The sequence below is a fragment of the Enterobacter sp. MEB024 genome (genome assembly GCF_030209635.1).
Classification (GTDB): domain Bacteria; phylum Pseudomonadota; class Gammaproteobacteria; order Enterobacterales; family Enterobacteriaceae; genus Enterobacter; species Enterobacter ludwigii.
The window spans coordinates 225,164-242,737 of sequence record NZ_JARVRQ010000008.1; the positions used below are offsets into that span (position 1 = coordinate 225,164).

Annotated in this window: 17 protein-coding genes; 1 reads left to right on the forward strand and 16 read right to left on the reverse strand. The window is 53.3% G+C overall.

The features are described from left to right. Positions 1 to 132: 132 nt before the first annotated feature. From glmU to asnC, 14 genes are all read right to left on the reverse strand, one after another. Entirely contained in the window at positions 133 to 1,503 is a 1,371-nt protein-coding gene (gene glmU, locus QRN24_RS15565; RefSeq protein ID WP_049021947.1) for a bifunctional UDP-N-acetylglucosamine diphosphorylase/glucosamine-1-phosphate N-acetyltransferase GlmU, read from the reverse strand. Between the two features lie 305 nt (positions 1,504 to 1,808). Further along, positions 1,809 to 2,228: a F0F1 ATP synthase subunit epsilon gene (locus tag QRN24_RS15570; protein ID WP_006177560.1), complete on the reverse strand. Its 420-nt coding sequence runs from the start codon at positions 2,226 to 2,228 to the stop codon at positions 1,809 to 1,811. Between the two features lie 20 nt (positions 2,229 to 2,248). Beyond that, the gene (atpD, locus tag QRN24_RS15575; RefSeq protein ID WP_006177559.1) at positions 2,249 to 3,631 is read right to left on the reverse strand and encodes a F0F1 ATP synthase subunit beta; all 1,383 of its coding nucleotides are present in this window, start codon (positions 3,629 to 3,631) and stop codon (positions 2,249 to 2,251) included. Positions 3,632 to 3,662: 31 nt separating this feature from the next. After that, a complete protein-coding gene (gene atpG, locus QRN24_RS15580; protein ID WP_020882764.1) occupies positions 3,663 to 4,526 on the reverse strand; it encodes a F0F1 ATP synthase subunit gamma in 864 nt (287 codons plus the stop codon). 51 nt (positions 4,527 to 4,577) lie between these two features. Further along, complete coding sequence (gene atpA / locus QRN24_RS15585) at positions 4,578 to 6,119, reverse strand: F0F1 ATP synthase subunit alpha (RefSeq protein WP_006808751.1); 1,542 nt, start codon at positions 6,117 to 6,119, stop codon at positions 4,578 to 4,580. Between the two features lie 12 nt (positions 6,120 to 6,131). Beyond that, a complete protein-coding gene (gene atpH, locus QRN24_RS15590) occupies positions 6,132 to 6,665 on the reverse strand; it encodes a F0F1 ATP synthase subunit delta (protein WP_014172281.1) in 534 nt (177 codons plus the stop codon). A gap of 14 nt (positions 6,666 to 6,679) precedes the next feature. After that, positions 6,680 to 7,150 (reverse strand): F0F1 ATP synthase subunit B, encoded by a 471-nt coding sequence (gene atpF, locus QRN24_RS15595; RefSeq protein ID WP_003862370.1) that lies wholly within the window; start codon positions 7,148 to 7,150, stop codon positions 6,680 to 6,682. Between the two features lie 48 nt (positions 7,151 to 7,198). Then, complete coding sequence (gene atpE, locus QRN24_RS15600; RefSeq protein WP_000429386.1) at positions 7,199 to 7,438, reverse strand: F0F1 ATP synthase subunit C; 240 nt, start codon at positions 7,436 to 7,438, stop codon at positions 7,199 to 7,201. 49 nt (positions 7,439 to 7,487) lie between these two features. Further along, positions 7,488 to 8,303 (reverse strand): F0F1 ATP synthase subunit A, encoded by an 816-nt coding sequence (gene atpB / locus QRN24_RS15605; protein ID WP_014172280.1) that lies wholly within the window; start codon positions 8,301 to 8,303, stop codon positions 7,488 to 7,490. An 8-nt stretch (positions 8,304 to 8,311) separates the two neighbouring features. After that, complete coding sequence (gene atpI / locus QRN24_RS15610; protein ID WP_008500194.1) at positions 8,312 to 8,692, reverse strand: F0F1 ATP synthase subunit I; 381 nt, start codon at positions 8,690 to 8,692, stop codon at positions 8,312 to 8,314. A 616-nt stretch (positions 8,693 to 9,308) separates the two neighbouring features. After that, complete coding sequence (gene rsmG / locus QRN24_RS15615; protein ID WP_032679279.1) at positions 9,309 to 9,932, reverse strand: 16S rRNA (guanine(527)-N(7))-methyltransferase RsmG; 624 nt, start codon at positions 9,930 to 9,932, stop codon at positions 9,309 to 9,311. 100 nt (positions 9,933 to 10,032) lie between these two features. After that, entirely contained in the window at positions 10,033 to 11,922 is a 1,890-nt protein-coding gene (mnmG, locus tag QRN24_RS15620; protein ID WP_032679278.1) for a tRNA uridine-5-carboxymethylaminomethyl(34) synthesis enzyme MnmG, read from the reverse strand. A 374-nt stretch (positions 11,923 to 12,296) separates the two neighbouring features. Further along, positions 12,297 to 12,746, reverse strand: coding sequence for an FMN-binding protein MioC (gene mioC, locus QRN24_RS15625; protein ID WP_020882767.1), 450 nt, complete (start codon positions 12,744 to 12,746; stop codon positions 12,297 to 12,299). A 90-nt stretch (positions 12,747 to 12,836) separates the two neighbouring features. After that, positions 12,837 to 13,295: a transcriptional regulator AsnC gene (gene asnC / locus QRN24_RS15630; protein ID WP_014172275.1), complete on the reverse strand. Its 459-nt coding sequence runs from the start codon at positions 13,293 to 13,295 to the stop codon at positions 12,837 to 12,839. Between the two features lie 151 nt (positions 13,296 to 13,446). Between asnC and asnA the strand changes: the two genes are divergently transcribed. Beyond that, entirely contained in the window at positions 13,447 to 14,439 is a 993-nt protein-coding gene (gene asnA, locus QRN24_RS15635) for an aspartate--ammonia ligase (protein ID WP_020882768.1), read from the forward strand. Here the strand turns inward: asnA and viaA are convergent, their stop codons facing one another. Together viaA and ravA are read right to left on the reverse strand one after the other, a co-directional pair. Beyond that, the gene (gene viaA, locus QRN24_RS15640) at positions 14,440 to 15,891 is read right to left on the reverse strand and encodes an ATPase RavA stimulator ViaA (protein ID WP_149376800.1); all 1,452 of its coding nucleotides are present in this window, start codon (positions 15,889 to 15,891) and stop codon (positions 14,440 to 14,442) included. It abuts the gene before it with no gap. Next, positions 15,885 to 17,381 carry an ATPase RavA gene (ravA, locus tag QRN24_RS15645; protein ID WP_284942868.1) on the reverse strand — a complete coding sequence of 499 codons (1,497 nt, stop codon included), beginning with the start codon at positions 17,379 to 17,381 and terminating at the stop codon, positions 15,885 to 15,887. The genes viaA and ravA overlap by 7 nt, the downstream gene beginning before the upstream one ends. Positions 17,382 to 17,574: the final 193 nt, after the last annotated feature.

Below are 17,574 nucleotides of genomic sequence, written 5' to 3' on the forward strand. Positions count from 1 at the left end.
TGTTATACGTACTGCCTTTGGGGGGAGGATTATGTTATCCCCTCACCCAATCCCTCTCCCCAGAGGGGCGAGGGCAAAAAACACCGCACCGAACGAACTCTCTCCTCGCGGGAGAGAGCAGGGTGCAGGTCGTTACTTTTTCTTCACCGGGCGTTTCCAGCCCTGCTTGTGAACCTGCGGCACGCGGCTCAGCACCAGCTCATTGTCGGCAACATCGCGCGTCACGGTCGTCCCGGCGGCAATGGTTACCCCGTTCCCGACCGTCACCGGTGCCACCAGCTGTGTATCAGAACCGACAAACACATCATCACCGATGATGGTTTTAAACTTGTTGGCACCGTCATAGTTGCAGGTGATTGTTCCTGCACCAATGTTCACGTTATCGCCAATTTCTGCATCGCCCAGGTAGGTTAAATGGCCGGCTTTGGAACCTTTGCCCAGACGCGCTTTTTTCATCTCAACGAAGTTGCCAACATGGGCGCCTTCGAGCAATTCAGCGCCAGGGCGCAGACGTGCGAACGGCCCAATGGTGCATGCCGCGTCCAGATGTGCATCTTCAACCACGCTGTACGGGCTAATGTCGCAGTCGTCACCGATGACGCTGTTTTTGATAACACAACCGGCACCAATTTTGACGCGGTGGCCAAGCGTGACGTTGCCTTCAAAGATAACGTTAGTATCGATTTCAACGTCGCGCCCGTGAGATAAGGTCCCGCGCAGATCGAAACGCGCCGGGTCACGCAGCATAACGCCTGCCAGGAGCAGTTTTTCAGCCTGTTCGGACTGATAAACGCGTTCCAGGCGGGAAAGCTGAAGGCGGTTATTCACCCCTTCGGTTTCGCTAATGCGTGCCGGATGAACCGCCGCAATCTCACGCCCTTCCTGATAGGCCATCGCGATGATGTCGGTGATGTAGTACTCACCCTGCGCATTGTTGTTGTTGAGCTTCGACAGCCAGCGCTTCAGGTCCGCGCCATTGGCAATCAGGATACCGGTGTTGATCTCCTGAATCTGACGTTGTGCGTCGCTGGCATCTTTATGCTCAACGATACCCGTTACGTTACCGTTTTCGCGGGTAATGCGGCCATAGCCGGTCGGATCGTCAAGCACGACGGTTAACAACCCGATACCACCCTGCGGTTTAGCTTCACGCAGGCGGGCAAGGGTGTCGACAGAGATCAGCGGGACGTCGCCATAAAGCATCAGAATATCTTCGTCATCTGCAAAGAACGGGGCGGCCTGCTGCATGGCGTGTCCGGTCCCCAACTGTTCTGCCTGAAGCACCCAGTTGAGTTTGTCATCGTTCAGCGTCTTTTTAAGCAGATCGCCGCCGTGACCATAGACCAGATGGACCTGACGGGCACCCAGTTCATTAGCGGCATCAATGACATGCTGCACCATCGGCTTTCCTGCCAGCGTGTGCAGTACCTTTGGAAGATCGGAATACATGCGGGTACCTTTACCGGCGGCAAGGATGACCACGCTCATTGTATTGTTCAACATACGCGTCCTGACTGTAATTTGAGTAAGAAGTTAAACCCGTTGACGTTGAAAATTCTACATATTTTGCGTCATAAAATGGAATGGCGGTAAAACGTTCAACATCAGCCAATAATGGCTATTTGAGGCGATTTTTAGGGGCAGAGTAAACCCCTTTTTCTCTGGAAAATAGCCTTCTCGCGGTAAGTCGCTAGCACACACAATAGCTTAGCTATTCTTTTGGATCATGAATAAAGATCGGTGTGATACGAAACCATAAAAAAAGCCAGCCTGGAAACCAGACTGGCTTTGTGCTTTTCAAGCCGGTGTTACATCGCTTTTTTGGTCAACTCGATAACGCGCAGTTTCGCGATCGCTTTGGCCAGCTCCGCAGACGCCTGAGCGTAATCCACGTCACCATGAGAGCTGCTAATGTGCTCTTCAGCCTTACGCTTCGATTCCAGGGCTCGTGCTTCGTCGAGATCCTGGCCACGAATAGCGGTATCGGCCAGAACGGTCACGCTGCCAGGCTGCACTTCAAGAATGCCGCCGGACAGATAGATAAACTCTTCATGACCGAACTGTTTAACGATGCGGATCATACCAGGCTTAATGGCGGTGAGCAGCGGTGCGTGACCCGGGAAAATACCCAGTTCACCTTCACTACCCGTTACCTGGATTTTCTCGACCAGACCAGAGAACATTTGTTGCTCTGCGCTGACGACGTCCAGGTGGTAAGTCATTGCCATATCACCCTCCGATTAAGGCGTTAAAGTTTTTTGGCTTTTTCCACGGCTTCGTCGATGGAACCAACCATGTAGAACGCCTGCTCCGGCAGGTGATCGTATTCGCCTTCCATGATGCCTTTAAAGCCACGGATGGTGTCTTTCAGGGAAACGTATTTACCCGGAGAACCGGTGAATACTTCCGCAACGAAGAACGGCTGGGACAGGAAGCGCTGGATCTTACGCGCACGTGCTACCACCAGTTTGTCTTCTTCAGACAGCTCATCCATACCCAGGATGGCGATGATGTCTTTCAGTTCCTGGTAACGCTGCAGCAGGGACTGTACGCCACGCGCGGTGTCGTAGTGTTCCTGACCCACAACCAGTGGATCCAGCTGACGGCTGGTGGAGTCCAGCGGGTCAACGGCCGGGTAGATACCCAGAGACGCGATCTGACGGCTCAGTACCACGGTTGCGTCAAGGTGCGCAAAGGTGGTGGCTGGGGATGGGTCAGTCAAGTCATCCGCAGGTACGTATACCGCCTGAACGGAGGTGATAGAACCGGTTTTGGTAGAGGTGATACGTTCCTGAAGAACACCCATCTCTTCCGCCAGCGTCGGCTGATAACCTACCGCTGAAGGCATACGACCCAGCAGTGCAGATACTTCAGTACCGGCCAGGGTGTAACGATAGATGTTATCAACGAACAGCAGAACGTCACGGCCTTCGTCACGGAACTTCTCAGCCATAGTCAGGCCAGTCAGCGCAACGCGCAGACGGTTTCCTGGTGGCTCGTTCATCTGGCCGTAAACCAGGGATACTTTGTCCAGAACGTTGGAGTCGGTCATTTCGTGGTAGAAGTCGTTACCCTCACGAGTACGTTCACCTACGCCCGCAAATACGGAGTAACCAGAGTGCTCGATCGCGATGTTACGGATCAGCTCCATCATGTTTACGGTTTTACCTACACCCGCACCACCGAACAGACCAACTTTACCGCCCTTCGCAAACGGACACATCAGGTCGATAACTTTGATGCCGGTTTCCAGCAGTTCCTGAGAGCTGGACAGCTCTTCGTAGGAAGGTGCTGCGCGGTGGATAGCCCAACGCTCTTCTTCACCGATGTCGCCTTTCATGTCGATTGGTTGACCCAATACGTTCATGATACGACCCAGTGTTGCTTTACCTACCGGGACTTCGATCGGGTGCTCAAGGTCTTTAACTTCCAGACCACGACGCAGACCGTCGGAAGAACCCATCGCGATGGTACGCACGATACCGCCGCCGAGCTGCTGCTGAACTTCCAGCACCAGGCTCTCGTTACCATTCTGTACCTCAAGCGCGTCGTACACGCGTGGTACGGCGTCCTGAGGGAACTCGACGTCCACCACGGCGCCGATTACCTGGACAATCTTTCCAGTAGCCATCTTGAATCCTCTACGTAATTCGTAAACCTGGTTAAACCGCGGCGGCCCCCGAGACGATCTCGGTGAGTTCCTGAGTAATGCTGGCCTGACGAGCTTTGTTGTAAACCAACTGCAGCTCTTTAATCAGGCTGCCGCCATTATCGGTCGCGGCTTTCATCGCCACCATTCGTGCGGCCTGCTCGCTGGCCAGGTTTTCTACAACGCCCTGATAAACCTGAGATTCAACGTAACGACGCAGCAGGGTATCCAACAGCGGTTTCGGATCGGGTTCATACAGGTAATCCCAGGATTTTTGCTTCAGCTCGTCATCTTCTGATGCCGGTAAAGGCAGCATCTGAGTGAGCGTTGGAACCTGAGACATGGTGTTAATAAATTTGTTGCTGACAACGTACAGTCTGTCCAGACGGCCTTCATCGTAAGCCTGCAACATCACTTTAACCGGGCCGATCAGCTCGGACAGGGAAGGGTTATCACCCATACCCGTCACCTGAGCGACAATGTTGCCACCAACGGAGTTAAAGAAAGAGACGCCTTTAGAGCCGATCATTGCGATATCGCACTGAACGCCTTTTTCAGACCATGCTTTCATATCCGCCAGCAGTTTTTTGAACAGGTTAATGTTCAAGCCGCCACACAGACCACGGTCGGTCGACACCACCAGGTAGCCCACGCGCTTAACGTCGCGTTCTTCCAGGTAAGGGTGCTTATATTCCAGATTACCGTTTGCAAGGTGACCAATCACTTTGCGCATGGTTTCTGCATAAGGACGGCTGGCCGCCATGCGATCCTGCGATTTACGCATTTTGGAAGCGGCGACCATCTCCATCGCTTTAGTGATCTTTTGCGTGTTCTGGACGCTTGCGATCTTACTACGTATCTCTTTTGCGCCGGCCATGAGCTTCTCCTCAATGCCAGGCGGCTTGTCCTGAGACAAGCCGCCGGACGATTACCAGGATTGGGTTGCTTTGAAGGAATCGAGGATAGCTTTCAGCTTGCCTTCGATTTCGTCGTTATAGCCACCGGTCTGGTTGATCTCTTGCATCAGCGGAGCGTGATCACGGTCGACGTAAGCCAGCAGAGCGGCTTCGAAGCTACCGATTTTCGCCAGTTCCACATCTTCGAGGTAACCGCGTTCAGCCGCGAACAGAACCAGGCCCTGCTGAGCAACAGACATTGGTGCGTACTGTTTCTGCTTCAGCAGCTCGGTCACTTTCTGACCGTGGCTCAGCTGTTTACGGGTTGCTTCGTCCAGATCGGATGCGAACTGAGAGAACGCAGCCAGTTCACGATACTGTGCCAGCGCGGTACGAATACCACCGGACAGTTTCTTGATGATCTTGGTCTGAGCAGCACCACCCACACGGGATACGGAGATACCCGGGTTAACTGCCGGACGAATACCGGAGTTAAACAGGTTGGTTTCCAGGAAGATCTGACCATCGGTAATGGAGATTACGTTGGTCGGAACGAACGCAGAAACGTCACCCGCCTGGGTTTCAATGATTGGCAGCGCAGTCAGAGAGCCGGTTTTACCCTTCACTTCACCTTTGGTGAAGTTCTCGACGTATTCCGCGTTAACGCGGGAAGCACGCTCCAGCAGACGAGAGTGGAGGTAGAATACGTCGCCAGGGAACGCTTCACGTCCAGGTGGACGACGGAGCAGCAGGGAAACCTGACGATATGCAACGGCCTGTTTAGACAGGTCATCGTATACGATCAGCGCATCTTCACCGCGGTCACGGAAGTATTCGCCCATTGCGCAACCGGCGTATGGTGCCAGGTATTGCAGTGCAGCAGATTCAGAAGCGGTCGCCACAACAACGATGGTGTTAGACAGCGCGCCGTGCTCTTCCAGTTTACGAACCACGTTAGAAATGGTGGACGCTTTCTGGCCGATAGCCACGTACACACATTTGATGCCGGAGTCACGCTGGTTGATGATGGCGTCGATAGCCATCGCGGTTTTACCGGTCTGACGGTCACCGATGATCAGTTCACGCTGGCCACGACCGATTGGAATCATGGCATCAACGGACTTATAACCAGTCTGCACTGGCTGATCAACGGACTGACGGTCGATAACGCCTGGTGCGATAACTTCGATTGGGGAGAAGCCATCGTGCTCAACCGGACCTTTACCGTCGATTGGCGCACCCAGGGTGTTAACAACGCGACCCAGCAGGCCACGGCCAACCGGCACTTCCAGAATACGGCCAGTACACTTAACCTTCATGCCTTCGGCGAGGTCAGCGTATGGACCCATCACAACTGCACCTACGGAGTCGCGCTCCAGGTTTAGTGCGATAGCGTAACGGTTACCCGGCAGGGAAATCATCTCACCCTGCATACAATCGGCCAGGCCGTGGATGCGGATAACACCGTCACTTACAGAAACAATAGTACCTTCGTTGTGAGCTTCGCTCACAACACTGAACTGAGCAATGCGCTGCTTGATCAGTTCGCTGATTTCGGTGGAATTCAGTTGCATGCTCCAGTCCCCTTAAGACTGCAAGACGTCTGCAAGGCGTTCAAGACGGCCGCGTACGCTGCCATCAATGACCATATCACCCGAACGGATGATTACGCCTGCCATTACAGACTTATCGATTTTGCAATTCAGCTTAACTTTGCGTGACAGACGTTTTTCCATCGCGGCGGTGATTTTCGCAAGCTGTTCATCACTCAGTTCAGTCGCAGAAGTCACTTCGACTTCAGCGGTAGCTTCACTAAGGGCACGTAAGTGCTCAAACTGCTCGAGAACATCCGGGAGCACACGGAGACGACCATTTTCTGCCATTACCTTAATCAGGTTCTGACCATTGGCATCCAGTTGCTCTCCGCACACGGCGATAAACGACGCGGCGAGAGTTTCAGGCGCTAACGCACCAGAAAGCAACTCGGCCATTTGTTCGTTTTTCGTCACCTCAGCGGCAAACGCCAGCATATCCTGCCAGCGATCGACATTTTGGTGTTCGACAGCAAAGTCAAAAGCTGCTTTGGCGTAGGGGCGAGCTACCGTAACAAATTCAGACATCAGCCCCTCCCTCCTTACAGTTCAGCGACAAGTTTGTCCACGATGTCGCTGTTAGCAGCTTCATCCACGGAACGTTCGATGATCTTCTCGGCGCCAGCAACAGCCAGAATCGCAACCTGCTTACGCAGTTCTTCGCGAGCACGTTTACGCTCAGCTTCAATTTCAGCCTGAGCTTGTGTCACGATCTTAGTACGTTCCTGTTCTGCTTCAGCTTTGGCTTCGTCCAGGATCTGCGAACGGCGTTTGTTAGCCTGTTCGATGATAACCTGAGCTTCCGCTTTCGCTTTTTTCAGCTGGTCTGTCGCGTTGGCCTGTGCAAGGTCCAAATCTTTCTTAGCGCGTTCTGCAGAAGCCAGACCGTCAGCAATTTCTTTCTGACGTTTTTCGATGGCAGCCATTAAAGGCGGCCATACATACTTCATGCAGAACCAGACAAAGAGAATAAACGCGATGGCCTGGCCGAGGATTGTTGCGTTCATGTTCACAGCACAATACCTCTTTAATATCTGTGGCTTAGGGTTTTAAAACTACTACTACGCGACAGCAAACATCACGTACAGACCCAGACCTACAGCGATCATTGGGATAGCATCCACCAGACCCATAACGATAAAGAACTGAGTACGCAGCAGAGGAATCAGATCAGGTTGACGCGCTGCGCCTTCCAGGAATTTGCCCCCGAGGATGCCGATACCGATCGCAGCACCGATAGCCGCCAGACCCATCATCACAGCGGCAGCCATGTACAGCAGATCCATATTCAGGTTTTCCATGACAGTCTCCAGTTTGTTTCAATTAAAACGTAGTAGTGTTGGTAAAAAATCAGTGCTCTTCAGACGCCATCGACAGATAGACGATCGTCAGAACCATGAAGATAAAGGCTTGCAGCGTAATGATCAGGATGTGGAAAATGGCCCAAGGCACATTCAGAATCCACTGTGACCACCACGGCAGAAGACCCGCGATCAGAATGAAAATCAGCTCACCCGCATACATGTTGCCGAACAGTCGCAGACCCAGTGAAACAGGTTTGGACAGCAGGCTAACGCCTTCCAGGATCAGGTTGACCGGAATAAACGCCCAGTGGTTGAACGGCTGCAAGGTAAGCTCTTTCACGAAGCCGCTTACGCCTTTCATTTTGATGCTGTAGAAAAGAATCAGGATAAACACGCCCAACGCCATCGACAGGGTGATGTTCACGTCAGCGGACGGCACCACGCGCAGTGCTGGCAGACCGAGGACATGTTCGCCAATCCACGGCAGGAAATCGATTGGCAGCAGGTCCATCAGGTTCATCAGGAACACCCAAACGAACACGGTCAAGGCCAGCGGAGCAATCAGCTTGCTCTTACCATGGTACATGTCTTTGACGCTGCCATGGACGAAGCCGATGATCATTTCGATGAACGTCTGGAATTTCCCTGGAACACCGCTGGTCGCTCTTTTCGCAACACCGCGGAACATGGCCAGGAACAGAAGACCCAAAACGACCGAGAAGAACATGGAGTCGATGTTGATCGTCCAGAAGGTGGCCGGGGGGTTATGCGGATCCACCAGCGAGAATGTACGCAGGTCCAGCTGAAGGTTATTCAGATGGTGACCTATGTAATCCTGCGGCGTCATATTTTCTGAAGCCATGATGCCTTTTACCCTTTGTTGTTGATTACAGCTGGAGCCAGAACTTGTACCACCAGCACCAAAACCCACGTTGCTATCAGCGGCATGAATACCACTTTCAAAACCGCCAGCGCCATCACCAGTAGAGCAAAGGTCAGCAACACCTTACACACTTCACCGAGAGCGAAGGACCAGGCCACACGGCCTTTGGCGGGTGTATGCGCCTGATGACGCCAGGCAAAAATCATAAACAATACGTTTGGCAGAACAACCGCCAAACCCCCGCACACGGCGGAGATGCCCCAGAAGGGGTCTTTGAGGCTAAACAGCAGTCCACTTGCTATCACAGCCAGAAACTGAATGAACAGAAGCTTACGAGCAACGTTTCTACTCAAGAGCGACACAGACATCACGTTTTTACTCCTGCTCCCTTCGAGGTATGCCGCGTGTCGTATAAAACGTCCTTTAAGGCTCAGAGTCAAGCATCAAAAAGCGGTCAAATTATACGGTGCGCACCCGTGATTTCAAACATTAAGTAGCGAAAAGGTGAATAAATGTTTAAATATTTTTCCCCGCCGCTATTTTTTAACTTTTCCTGAAAGCCACGACCTTCGACCAAAACTGCAAACAGCGCGAAAACGTTGGCTACAAAGCGTGCACGAGATCACAAAACACACATTTGCGATAAGGGTGTATTTATCAAAGACGCAAATCGGTTTATTTCATCTTTATGAAATTAAAGACAAATTATCGTAACTATTTTCAAAACAGCCCGGTATACAATAAAAACCTTTTATTGACATTCTTAATAAATATTTAACATTCAATTCTGGTTGCCGTATTCCACTTTTAGCAGGCTGATATTTTCGATGTTGACTATCTTCATGCTGAACAATGGCTGTTACGTTAACCGTTAGAAAAACCTTAGTAACACAGAGGTTAAACTCTCTTCGGTAAAACCCGAGAATTTGTGCTGTTATTTAACATGGTCAGAACAGCACGAATTCCACAATTTTTATTAAATATTTAAAAATTGTTTGGCTTAATTATCACCAGATGGCGTTCACCCTCAAGCTGAGGAATGTTTAATTTCTCAACGGATTCGACAGCAAAACCCTCCGGAAGCTGTTCAATTTCATCGCCCGGCAACTGCCCTTTCAGGGCATAAAAGCGGCCATCTTGTGCAGGCAAGTGCTTACACCAGCTCACCATATCATTGAGCGACGCAAACGCGCGGCTGATAACACCGTCAAACGGCGGCTCCGCGGGGAACGCCTCTACCCTGCTCTGTACAGGGGCGATGTTCTCCAGCTTCAGCTCATGCTGGACTTGACGTAAAAAACGGACGCGTTTGCCAAGGCTGTCCAGCAGCGTGAAATGGCTCTCAGGGCGGACAATCGACAGCGGGATCCCCGGCAGGCCAGGACCTGTGCCCACATCGATAAAGCGCTCCCCTTTAAGATACGGCGCAACCACGATGCTATCGAGGATATGACGAACCAGCATCTCGTTGGGGTCGCGAACAGACGTCAGGTTGTACGCTTTATTCCATTTGTTCAGCATATCGACATAGGCCACCAGCTGAGTTTTCTGGTGATCGGTGAGCGAAATACCTGCCTGTTCCAGCAGACGAGAGAGTTTATTGAGCACAGTGGGTACCTGTTTAGACATAAATTGCCCGGTGGCGCTTACCGGGCCTACGAATTAGCAGGGCGGGTAGCGAAGCGCCACCCGCCAAAAGCACTGGATATTATGCGCTACGGCGCAGCATACCTTGCTTTTTCAGCCACACCAGCAGAATCGAAATCGCGGCAGGTGTGACACCGGAGATACGGGATGCCTGACCGATCGACACAGGCTTGTGATCGTTCAGCTTGGCGATCACTTCATTGGAAAGCCCCGTCACCTGACGGTAGTCCAGCATTTCCGGCAGCAGCGTATTTTCGTTGCGCTGCTGTTTTTCAATCTCATCCTGCTGACGCGCGATGTAACCTTCGTATTTGACCTGGATCTCAACCTGTTCAGCCGCTTCAGCGTCTTCAAGGCCAGGCGCGAACGCGGTCAGTTTCACCAGGTTCTCGTAGGTCACTTCAGGGCGACGCAGCAAGTCTTCGCCGCTGGCTTCGCGCGAAAGCGGCGCAGTTAAGTGAGCATTCACTTCTGCAGCGGTTTCCGCCTGTGGATTCACCCAGGTGGTTTTCAGACGCTGACGTTCCTGCTCAATGCGTTCCAGTTTTTCGTTATAGCGCGCCCAACGTTCGTCATCCACCAGACCCAGTTCACGGCCCACTTCGGTCAGACGCAGGTCGGCGTTATCTTCGCGCAGCATCAGGCGATATTCCGCGCGAGAGGTAAACATACGGTACGGTTCTTTGGTACCCAGGGTGCAGAGATCGTCGACCAGCACGCCCAGATAAGCCTGAGAACGCGCAGGTGCCCAGCCCTCTTTCTCCGCAGAGAAGCGTGCTGCGTTCAGACCGGCAAGCAGACCCTGAGCGGCAGCTTCTTCGTATCCGGTCGTGCCGTTAATCTGGCCGGCGAAGAACAGACCGTGGATAAATTTGCTCTCCAGGGTTGGCTTCAGGTCACGCGGATCGAAGAAATCGTACTCAATAGCGTAGCCAGGACGAACGATTTTCGCGTTCTCCATACCCTGCATTGAGCGAACAATTTGCATCTGCACATCGAACGGCAGGCTGGTGGAGATGCCGTTCGGGTAAATTTCATTTGACGTCAGTCCTTCCGGCTCCAGGAAGATCTGGTGCTGGTTACGATCGGCAAAGCGCATCACTTTGTCTTCGATCGACGGACAGTAACGCGGGCCGATCCCTTCGATCACGCCAGCGTACATTGGGCTGCGGTCAAGGTTATTGCGGATCACGTCATGGGTTTTTTCGTTGGTATGCGTGATGTAGCACGGTACCTGCTGCGGATGTTGAGCCGCATTGCCCATGAACGAGAACACCGGCATGGGGTTATCACCGTGCTGTTGTGCCAGCACGCTGAAATCAATGGTGCGCGCATCAATACGCGGTGGCGTGCCTGTTTTCAGGCGACTGACGCGCAGCGGAAGTTCACGCAGACGACGAGACAGCGGAATGGACGGCGGATCGCCAGCACGGCCACCGCTGTAGTTATCCAGACCGATATGGATTTTGCCATCCAGGAAGGTCCCGACAGTCAGTACGACGGCTTTCGCGCGGAACTTGAGGCCCATCTGGGTTACGGCACCCACAACGCGATCGTTTTCAACGATAAGATCTTCTACCGCCTGCTGGAAGATCATCAGGTTTGGCTGATTCTCCAGGGCAGTACGTACCGCCTGACGGTAAAGCACGCGGTCAGCCTGAGCACGAGTAGCGCGCACAGCGGGACCTTTGCTTGCGTTTAGTATCCTAAACTGGATGCCGGCATGATCGATCGCTTTCGCCATCAGGCCGCCAAGTGCATCCACTTCTTTTACCAGGTGTCCTTTCCCAATGCCGCCAATCGCCGGATTACAGGACATTTGTCCCAGCGTGTCGATATTGTGTGTCAAAAGCAGGGTCTGCTGACCCATTCGCGCTGCGGCCATTGCGGCCTCAGTGCCTGCATGACCCCCGCCAATGATGATGACGTCAAAAGGATCCTGATAAAACATGGTGGTCTGCCTCGCGTAAAGCGGTATGAAAATGGATTGAAGCCCGGGCCGTGGATTCTACTCAACTTTAGTCTTTCGAGAAAGCATTGGGATCCTGGGCTATTAAAAAGAAGATCTTTTTATTTAGAGATCTGTTCTATTGTGATCTCTTATTAGGATCGAGTACCTCTGTGGATAAGCCCGATCTCACGATGAAGATCATGCAGTTAGAAAGGACCGTTTGCTGTGAATGATCGGTGATCCTGGCCAGTATAAGCTGGGATCAGATCGCGACTTTATACACAGGCCCAAAACAGCCTCAGAGTTATAACTTGGATAACTACCGCTTAATACGAGCTTTTAACCAGAGTTATCCACATCTGTTCGCGCGATCTTTAATCGTTTTTGAGTAAATTTTTCCATTCACCCAGCCAGATCTCCGCTGGATCTTCCGGAATGTCATGATCGAGGATGTTGATCTTCAGTGTTTCACCCAGCTGTTTTGCCCCACAGGCAGTCACAGCGGCTTCGACTTTCTCTATTGCACCGCAAAAGGTGTCATATTCACGACTGCCGATACCCACCGCGCCAAAACGGACGTTTGACAGGTCAGGCTGCTGTTCCAGCAGTTCGTCATATAAAGGTTGCAGATTATCCGGCAGATCGCCTGCGCCGTGCGTCGAGGTGATCAGTAGCCAGACCCCATCAGTCGGGAGATCGTCAAGCAACGGGCCGTGCAGTGTTTCGGTGGAAAAGCCCGCGTCTTCCAGCTTCTCAGCCAGATGTTCCGCAACGTATTCCGCGCCGCCCAGGGTGCTGCCACTGATAAGGGTAATGTCCGCCATTGATCGCTCGCTCAAATAAAGAGGGGCTCATTGTACGCTGTGAACGAGCTGGGATCTACCTGTGGAAAATGTGGGAATGAATTTGCCCGATCAGGGGCGGATGGTACGCATGATCGGGTTCTGCAGGGAGATCAATGTTTCAGTGGACTGAATTTCATCAATTGTTTGGATCTTGTTGATAAGTACCTGCTGGAGGGCATCAATGGAGCGGCACATCACCTTAATAAAGATACTGTAGTGCCCGGTGGTGTAGTACGCCTCTGTGACTTCTTCAAGCGCGTTGAGCTTCGCCAGGGCTGACGGATAGTCTTTGGCGCTTTTGAGAATAATGCCAATAAAGCAGCAGACGTCATAACCCAGCTGCTTAGGGCTGACGTCGATACGTGCGCCGGTAATGATCCCCGCCTGTTTCATCTTTTCCACGCGGACGTGGATTGTGCCCGGACTGACGCCAAACTGTTTCGCCAGTTCCGCGTAGGCAGTACGTGCATTGGCCATTAAGGCCTCCAGGATGCCCCGGTCCAGATTATCGATCTGATAATTTTCCATAGCTTTTTCTTATGAAGATTAATGAATCTCTCTATTCTAGCGCCTTATTTTAATGAATCAAAAGTGAAGGTGGCTTTTTGTTGATGGGTTATTGAATAACAGGCCATTTCTGTTGCTTAATCTCTATCAACAGGACGCAGGAGTATAAATAATGAAAACCGCTTACATCGCAAAACAACGCCAGATCAGCTTCGTTAAATCCCATTTTTCACGTCAGCTGGAAGATAAGCTTGGTCTGATCGAAGTCCAGGCGCCCATTCTCAGCCGCGTGGGTGACGGGACGCAGGACAACCTTTCTGGATGCGAAAAAGCGGTACAGGTGAAAGTGAAAACACTGCCAGACGCCCAGTTCGAAGTGGTGCATTCCCTTGCGAAGTGGAAACGTCAAACCCTGGGACAACACGACTTCAGCGCGGGCGAAGGGCTTTACACGCACATGAAAGCCCTTCGCCCCGATGAAGACCGCCTTACGCCAATGCACTCTGTCTACGTCGATCAATGGGACTGGGAGCGCGTCATGGGCGATGGCGAGCGTCACGTCGGTACGCTGAAATCCACCGTTGAGGCGATCTACGCCGGGATCAAAGCGACCGAAGCGGCAGTGAGCAAAGAGTTTGGTCTGGCACCCTTCCTGCCGGAATCGATCCACTTTGTCCACAGCCAGGAACTGCTGAGCCGTTATCCCGATCTGGATGCCAAAGGCCGTGAGCGTGCGATCGCCAAAGAATTGGGTGCTGTGTTCCTGATCGGGATTGGCGGCAAATTGTCTGACGGTAAACGCCATGATGTGCGTGCGCCGGATTATGATGACTGGAGCACGACGGGTGAGGGCGAACGCGCCGGTCTGAACGGCGATATTCTGGTCTGGAACCCGGTGCTGGAAGATGCGTTCGAGCTCTCTTCAATGGGGATCCGCGTGGATGCTGACGCCCTGAAACGTCAGCTGGCACTGACCGGGGATGAAGATCGTCTTACGCTGGAGTGGCACCAGGCGCTGCTGCGCGGAGAGATGCCGCAGACCATTGGCGGCGGTATTGGCCAGTCCCGTCTGACCATGCTGCTGTTGCAGCTGCCTCATATTGGTCAGGTGCAGTGCGGTGTCTGGCCACAACAGGTACGCGATCGTGTTGAATCTCTTCTGTAATTAGCGCTGCCAGCGTCTTAGCAGGCGGCTACGTAACCCGGTATCAAAACGCCAGATATGATCGAAGATGCGCATGATGCCGGGCTTTCCATGGGCAGACATCGCCACAGCATGGAAACGGTGCTGGTGCACTCGCTGTAGCTCCTTCACTTTATTCACCACGTCATCCGGTAGCCGCTGGGCAATAAAATCGGAGATGACCACGGCGTCAGCGTCATACCAGTCTCCGCCCTGCATCCGCTCAACGATGCTTCGAAAACAGCTGGCCAGATCGGTACCGCCACGAAAGCGCTGGCTTAAAAAGCGGATCGCCTGCTCAATACCCTGCTGATGTGTCAGTTCATACCCCACAACTTCGCTGGAAAAGAGCATGATGAAGCAGCGACGTCGATCGGCGAGCGCCACGCGCATCAGAGCCAGGCAGAACGCTTTCGCGCACTGTTCGTTAAACCCTCCCATCGAGCCGGACGTATCCACGCACACAATAAAAGGCCCGCGCGGCTGTTCGTCAAAATCCTGATGGATGACCGGGCGCTGGCTGAGCTTTTCACGCCAGGCTTCGCCATGCAACCGGTAGGTCAGAAGCTGTTTTTCCACCAGCCGGCGATAAAACTCGTACTCAAGCTCGGTCATCCCCAGCGTACTCAGCTCCGTGGGCAGCAGGCGCAAAATATCGTCGCTTTGCTGGAGCCCATCCACCTGCTCAGGCACGGTGGCCGGTTCACGGACCAGGGTGCGGAAGGTCTCCATTGGGGCATCTTTCTTTGGGACCGATTTTGCCTCCCGTGAGCGACCCAGCTGTTCGGCAAGCTTCATCAGCTCTGGCTGCTGTGCCAGAAAATCGCCGTACTTGACGATGAGCTGGTAATCTCCGCGCCGCAGCTGACCGGCGCTCATATCCCAAAGACGCCCGGCGGCGTTTTCATTTTCCACCAGCACCTGCTCCAGCTGACCGCTTAAGGTCATGCGTTCCTGCACTTCGCTAAGCAGCTGTTCACGCTCCTCATCCAGCAACTGCTGGTTCAACGTTGTGGCCTGCACCACCAGGCTGAGGCGCCAGCGTTGTAAAAAGAGGGTGTGTAGCGCGGGGGTAAACGTGGCGTTATCCGTGACCAGCGCTCGCGCCTGGCTGGCAAACGGAGAGTGTACCGTGTCGAGTAACGTCAGGGTTTGCGGGAGCTGGGCGATAAACTGTGACGTAGAGAGCCGCTGGCACTGCTGATAGCAGGCCACCTCGTCAGTTAATTCAGGGGGGACTTCGGTCTCTTTGAACCGCTGACGCAGGTTTTCACGCCAGCGCGGGAGATCGTCGGTCATCGCCCTTTTGAGCCGCGGGAATTTTTCAAAAAAAGCCGCCAGCTGCGGGGAGGCCAGAAGGGTGATGACCACCTCTTCGATCAACCCCTCTTCGCTGACGGCCAGCATGACGTTAAGCGTATCCAGCGTTAGCATTGACGAGCCTGTTTGATCTGCGCGCTGACATCCTGCAGGCTGGCTTCGATGCGACCTAACCAGTCGCTATGAATAAAGAGGCATTTTTGCTGCTCGCTGAAGCGCGTATGTTGCTGGTGCCATTCCGTATCCAGCGCTTCAAGCTGGCGTTTAATCTCTTCCGGCACGCTGTCAGAGGCGGTTCCCGGAAGCGCAAGACGCGATCCCTGCAGGCTGACGTCGCGGATCACCAGATGCTGGCTGCTGTCCACTTCCAGCGTCAGCGGCTGGGCAAAACCGATGCCGTTAAGTTTGCCGCGGATCTCCCCGCCCTTATCAAGCCACTGAGCCAGTGGTTCTCGTTCCACGGTGATATGGACCACCTGCATGTCATGAAGCTTAAGGGGCTGCTGAAGCAGGAGCGTCAGCGTTGTACTGGTCAGTTCGGACGGCAGCTCATAATGCGCTTTGCGGGCGAACATGCCGCCAAGGCGGTTTACTTTCAGCGCTGTTTTGTCGCTTTGTTGTTGCTGCAGCTGAATACGCCGTTGGGCAATCGCCCCGAGCTGGTTGAGCATCGACTGCTGGCCCCAGGCGTGTCCGGTCATCAATACGTCAAGCTGCTGCTGCATCAGGTTCATGCCTTCCGCGTCGTGCCAGAGACAATCTTTTAAAAGGATCAGATCGATTGGCGCAACGGCATCGCGGCCGCTGAACAGGGCGCTGGCCTGCAGCAGGCGGATCGCTTTTTTCCAGCGACGATCGGAGACATACGGCGCAGAAGGCAGTAAATCGAACTGCTGGCGCAGCAGATAGATCAGCTCAAACACCGAATCCGGCAGTGTGATTTTGCCGATATCCTCCTGCCACTGGTAATACTCCTTATCCGTGACCTGCAGCGAAGCGGGGACCGGGTTTTCATTCTCATCCTGCTGGCTGACCAGCATCGAGCGGAAGTTGGATTTATCCTGCACTTTGTCGAGCCACAGGCGGATCAGCATGCGGTCATACAGCGCTTCAAGGCTGCTGTCGGCTTCCGGTAGTTCGTTAGAGGCCGCCACCAGCAGGCGCATCGGGATTTTCTCTTCGCTGGCACCGTTGCGGAATCGGCGTTCGTTTATCGCCGTGAGCAGGGTGTTCAGAATAGCCGGCCCCGCTTTCCAGATCTCATCAAGAAAAACAATTTCCGCTTCCGGAAGATACCCCTCAGTCAGGCGCTGATAGCGCCCCTCATCTTTCAGCGCCTGAATGGAAAGCGGGCCGAAAACTTCTTCTGGGGTGGAAAAGCGGGTCATCAGGTATTCGAAAGCGCGGGCGTTCTGAAAGGCAAATTTCAGCCGGCGGGCAATCAGGCTTTTGGCGATGCCCGGAGGACCAAGCAGAAAGACGCTTTCACCGCTCAACGCCGCCAGTAAACAGAGGCGAATGGCGTGGCTACGCTCGAAAAGGCCTTTTTCCAGCGCGCCGCTGAGGCGGGAAATTCTTTCTGCTATTAAATGTGAGTGAGCCATAATAGTTTTGCATCCTTTCGCCGTCGTGGCGGCCAATTGAAGCGAGTATAGACGTTTCAGTCAGGGCTGGTAATAGACTGAAGTGCGGCGCTATTTTCTTTGCGCTACATTAATGCGGTTGCATTTAGGGGTACGATTTTGCATTGAATCGTGCATACTGTGCGCTTTTTGTGGGCCAAGGGACTAAGCACAC

Excerpts from the sequence above, each read along its gene's own strand:
- glmU (WP_049021947.1), bottom strand. The coding sequence starts at position 1,503 with ATGTTGAACAATACAATGAGCGTGGTCATCCTTGCCGCCGGTAAAGGT.
- QRN24_RS15570 (WP_006177560.1), bottom strand. The coding sequence starts at position 2,228 with ATGGCAATGACTTACCACCTGGACGTCGTCAGCGCAGAGCAACAAATG.
- atpD (WP_006177559.1), bottom strand. The coding sequence starts at position 3,631 with ATGGCTACTGGAAAGATTGTCCAGGTAATCGGCGCCGTGGTGGACGTC.
- atpG (WP_020882764.1), bottom strand. The coding sequence starts at position 4,526 with ATGGCCGGCGCAAAAGAGATACGTAGTAAGATCGCAAGCGTCCAGAAC.
- atpA (WP_006808751.1), bottom strand. The coding sequence starts at position 6,119 with ATGCAACTGAATTCCACCGAAATCAGCGAACTGATCAAGCAGCGCATT.
- atpH (WP_014172281.1), bottom strand. The coding sequence starts at position 6,665 with ATGTCTGAATTTGTTACGGTAGCTCGCCCCTACGCCAAAGCAGCTTTT.
- atpE (WP_000429386.1), bottom strand. The coding sequence starts at position 7,438 with ATGGAAAACCTGAATATGGATCTGCTGTACATGGCTGCCGCTGTGATG.
- atpB (WP_014172280.1), bottom strand. The coding sequence starts at position 8,303 with ATGGCTTCAGAAAATATGACGCCGCAGGATTACATAGGTCACCATCTG.
- atpI (WP_008500194.1), bottom strand. The coding sequence starts at position 8,692 with ATGTCTGTGTCGCTCTTGAGTAGAAACGTTGCTCGTAAGCTTCTGTTC.
- mnmG (WP_032679278.1), bottom strand. The coding sequence starts at position 11,922 with ATGTTTTATCAGGATCCTTTTGACGTCATCATCATTGGCGGGGGTCAT.
- mioC (WP_020882767.1), bottom strand. The coding sequence starts at position 12,746 with ATGGCGGACATTACCCTTATCAGTGGCAGCACCCTGGGCGGCGCGGAA.
- asnC (WP_014172275.1), bottom strand. The coding sequence starts at position 13,295 with ATGGAAAATTATCAGATCGATAATCTGGACCGGGGCATCCTGGAGGCC.
- asnA (WP_020882768.1), top strand. The coding sequence starts at position 13,447 with ATGAAAACCGCTTACATCGCAAAACAACGCCAGATCAGCTTCGTTAAA.
- viaA (WP_149376800.1), bottom strand. The coding sequence starts at position 15,891 with ATGCTAACGCTGGATACGCTTAACGTCATGCTGGCCGTCAGCGAAGAG.
- ravA (WP_284942868.1), bottom strand. The coding sequence starts at position 17,381 with ATGGCTCACTCACATTTAATAGCAGAAAGAATTTCCCGCCTCAGCGGC.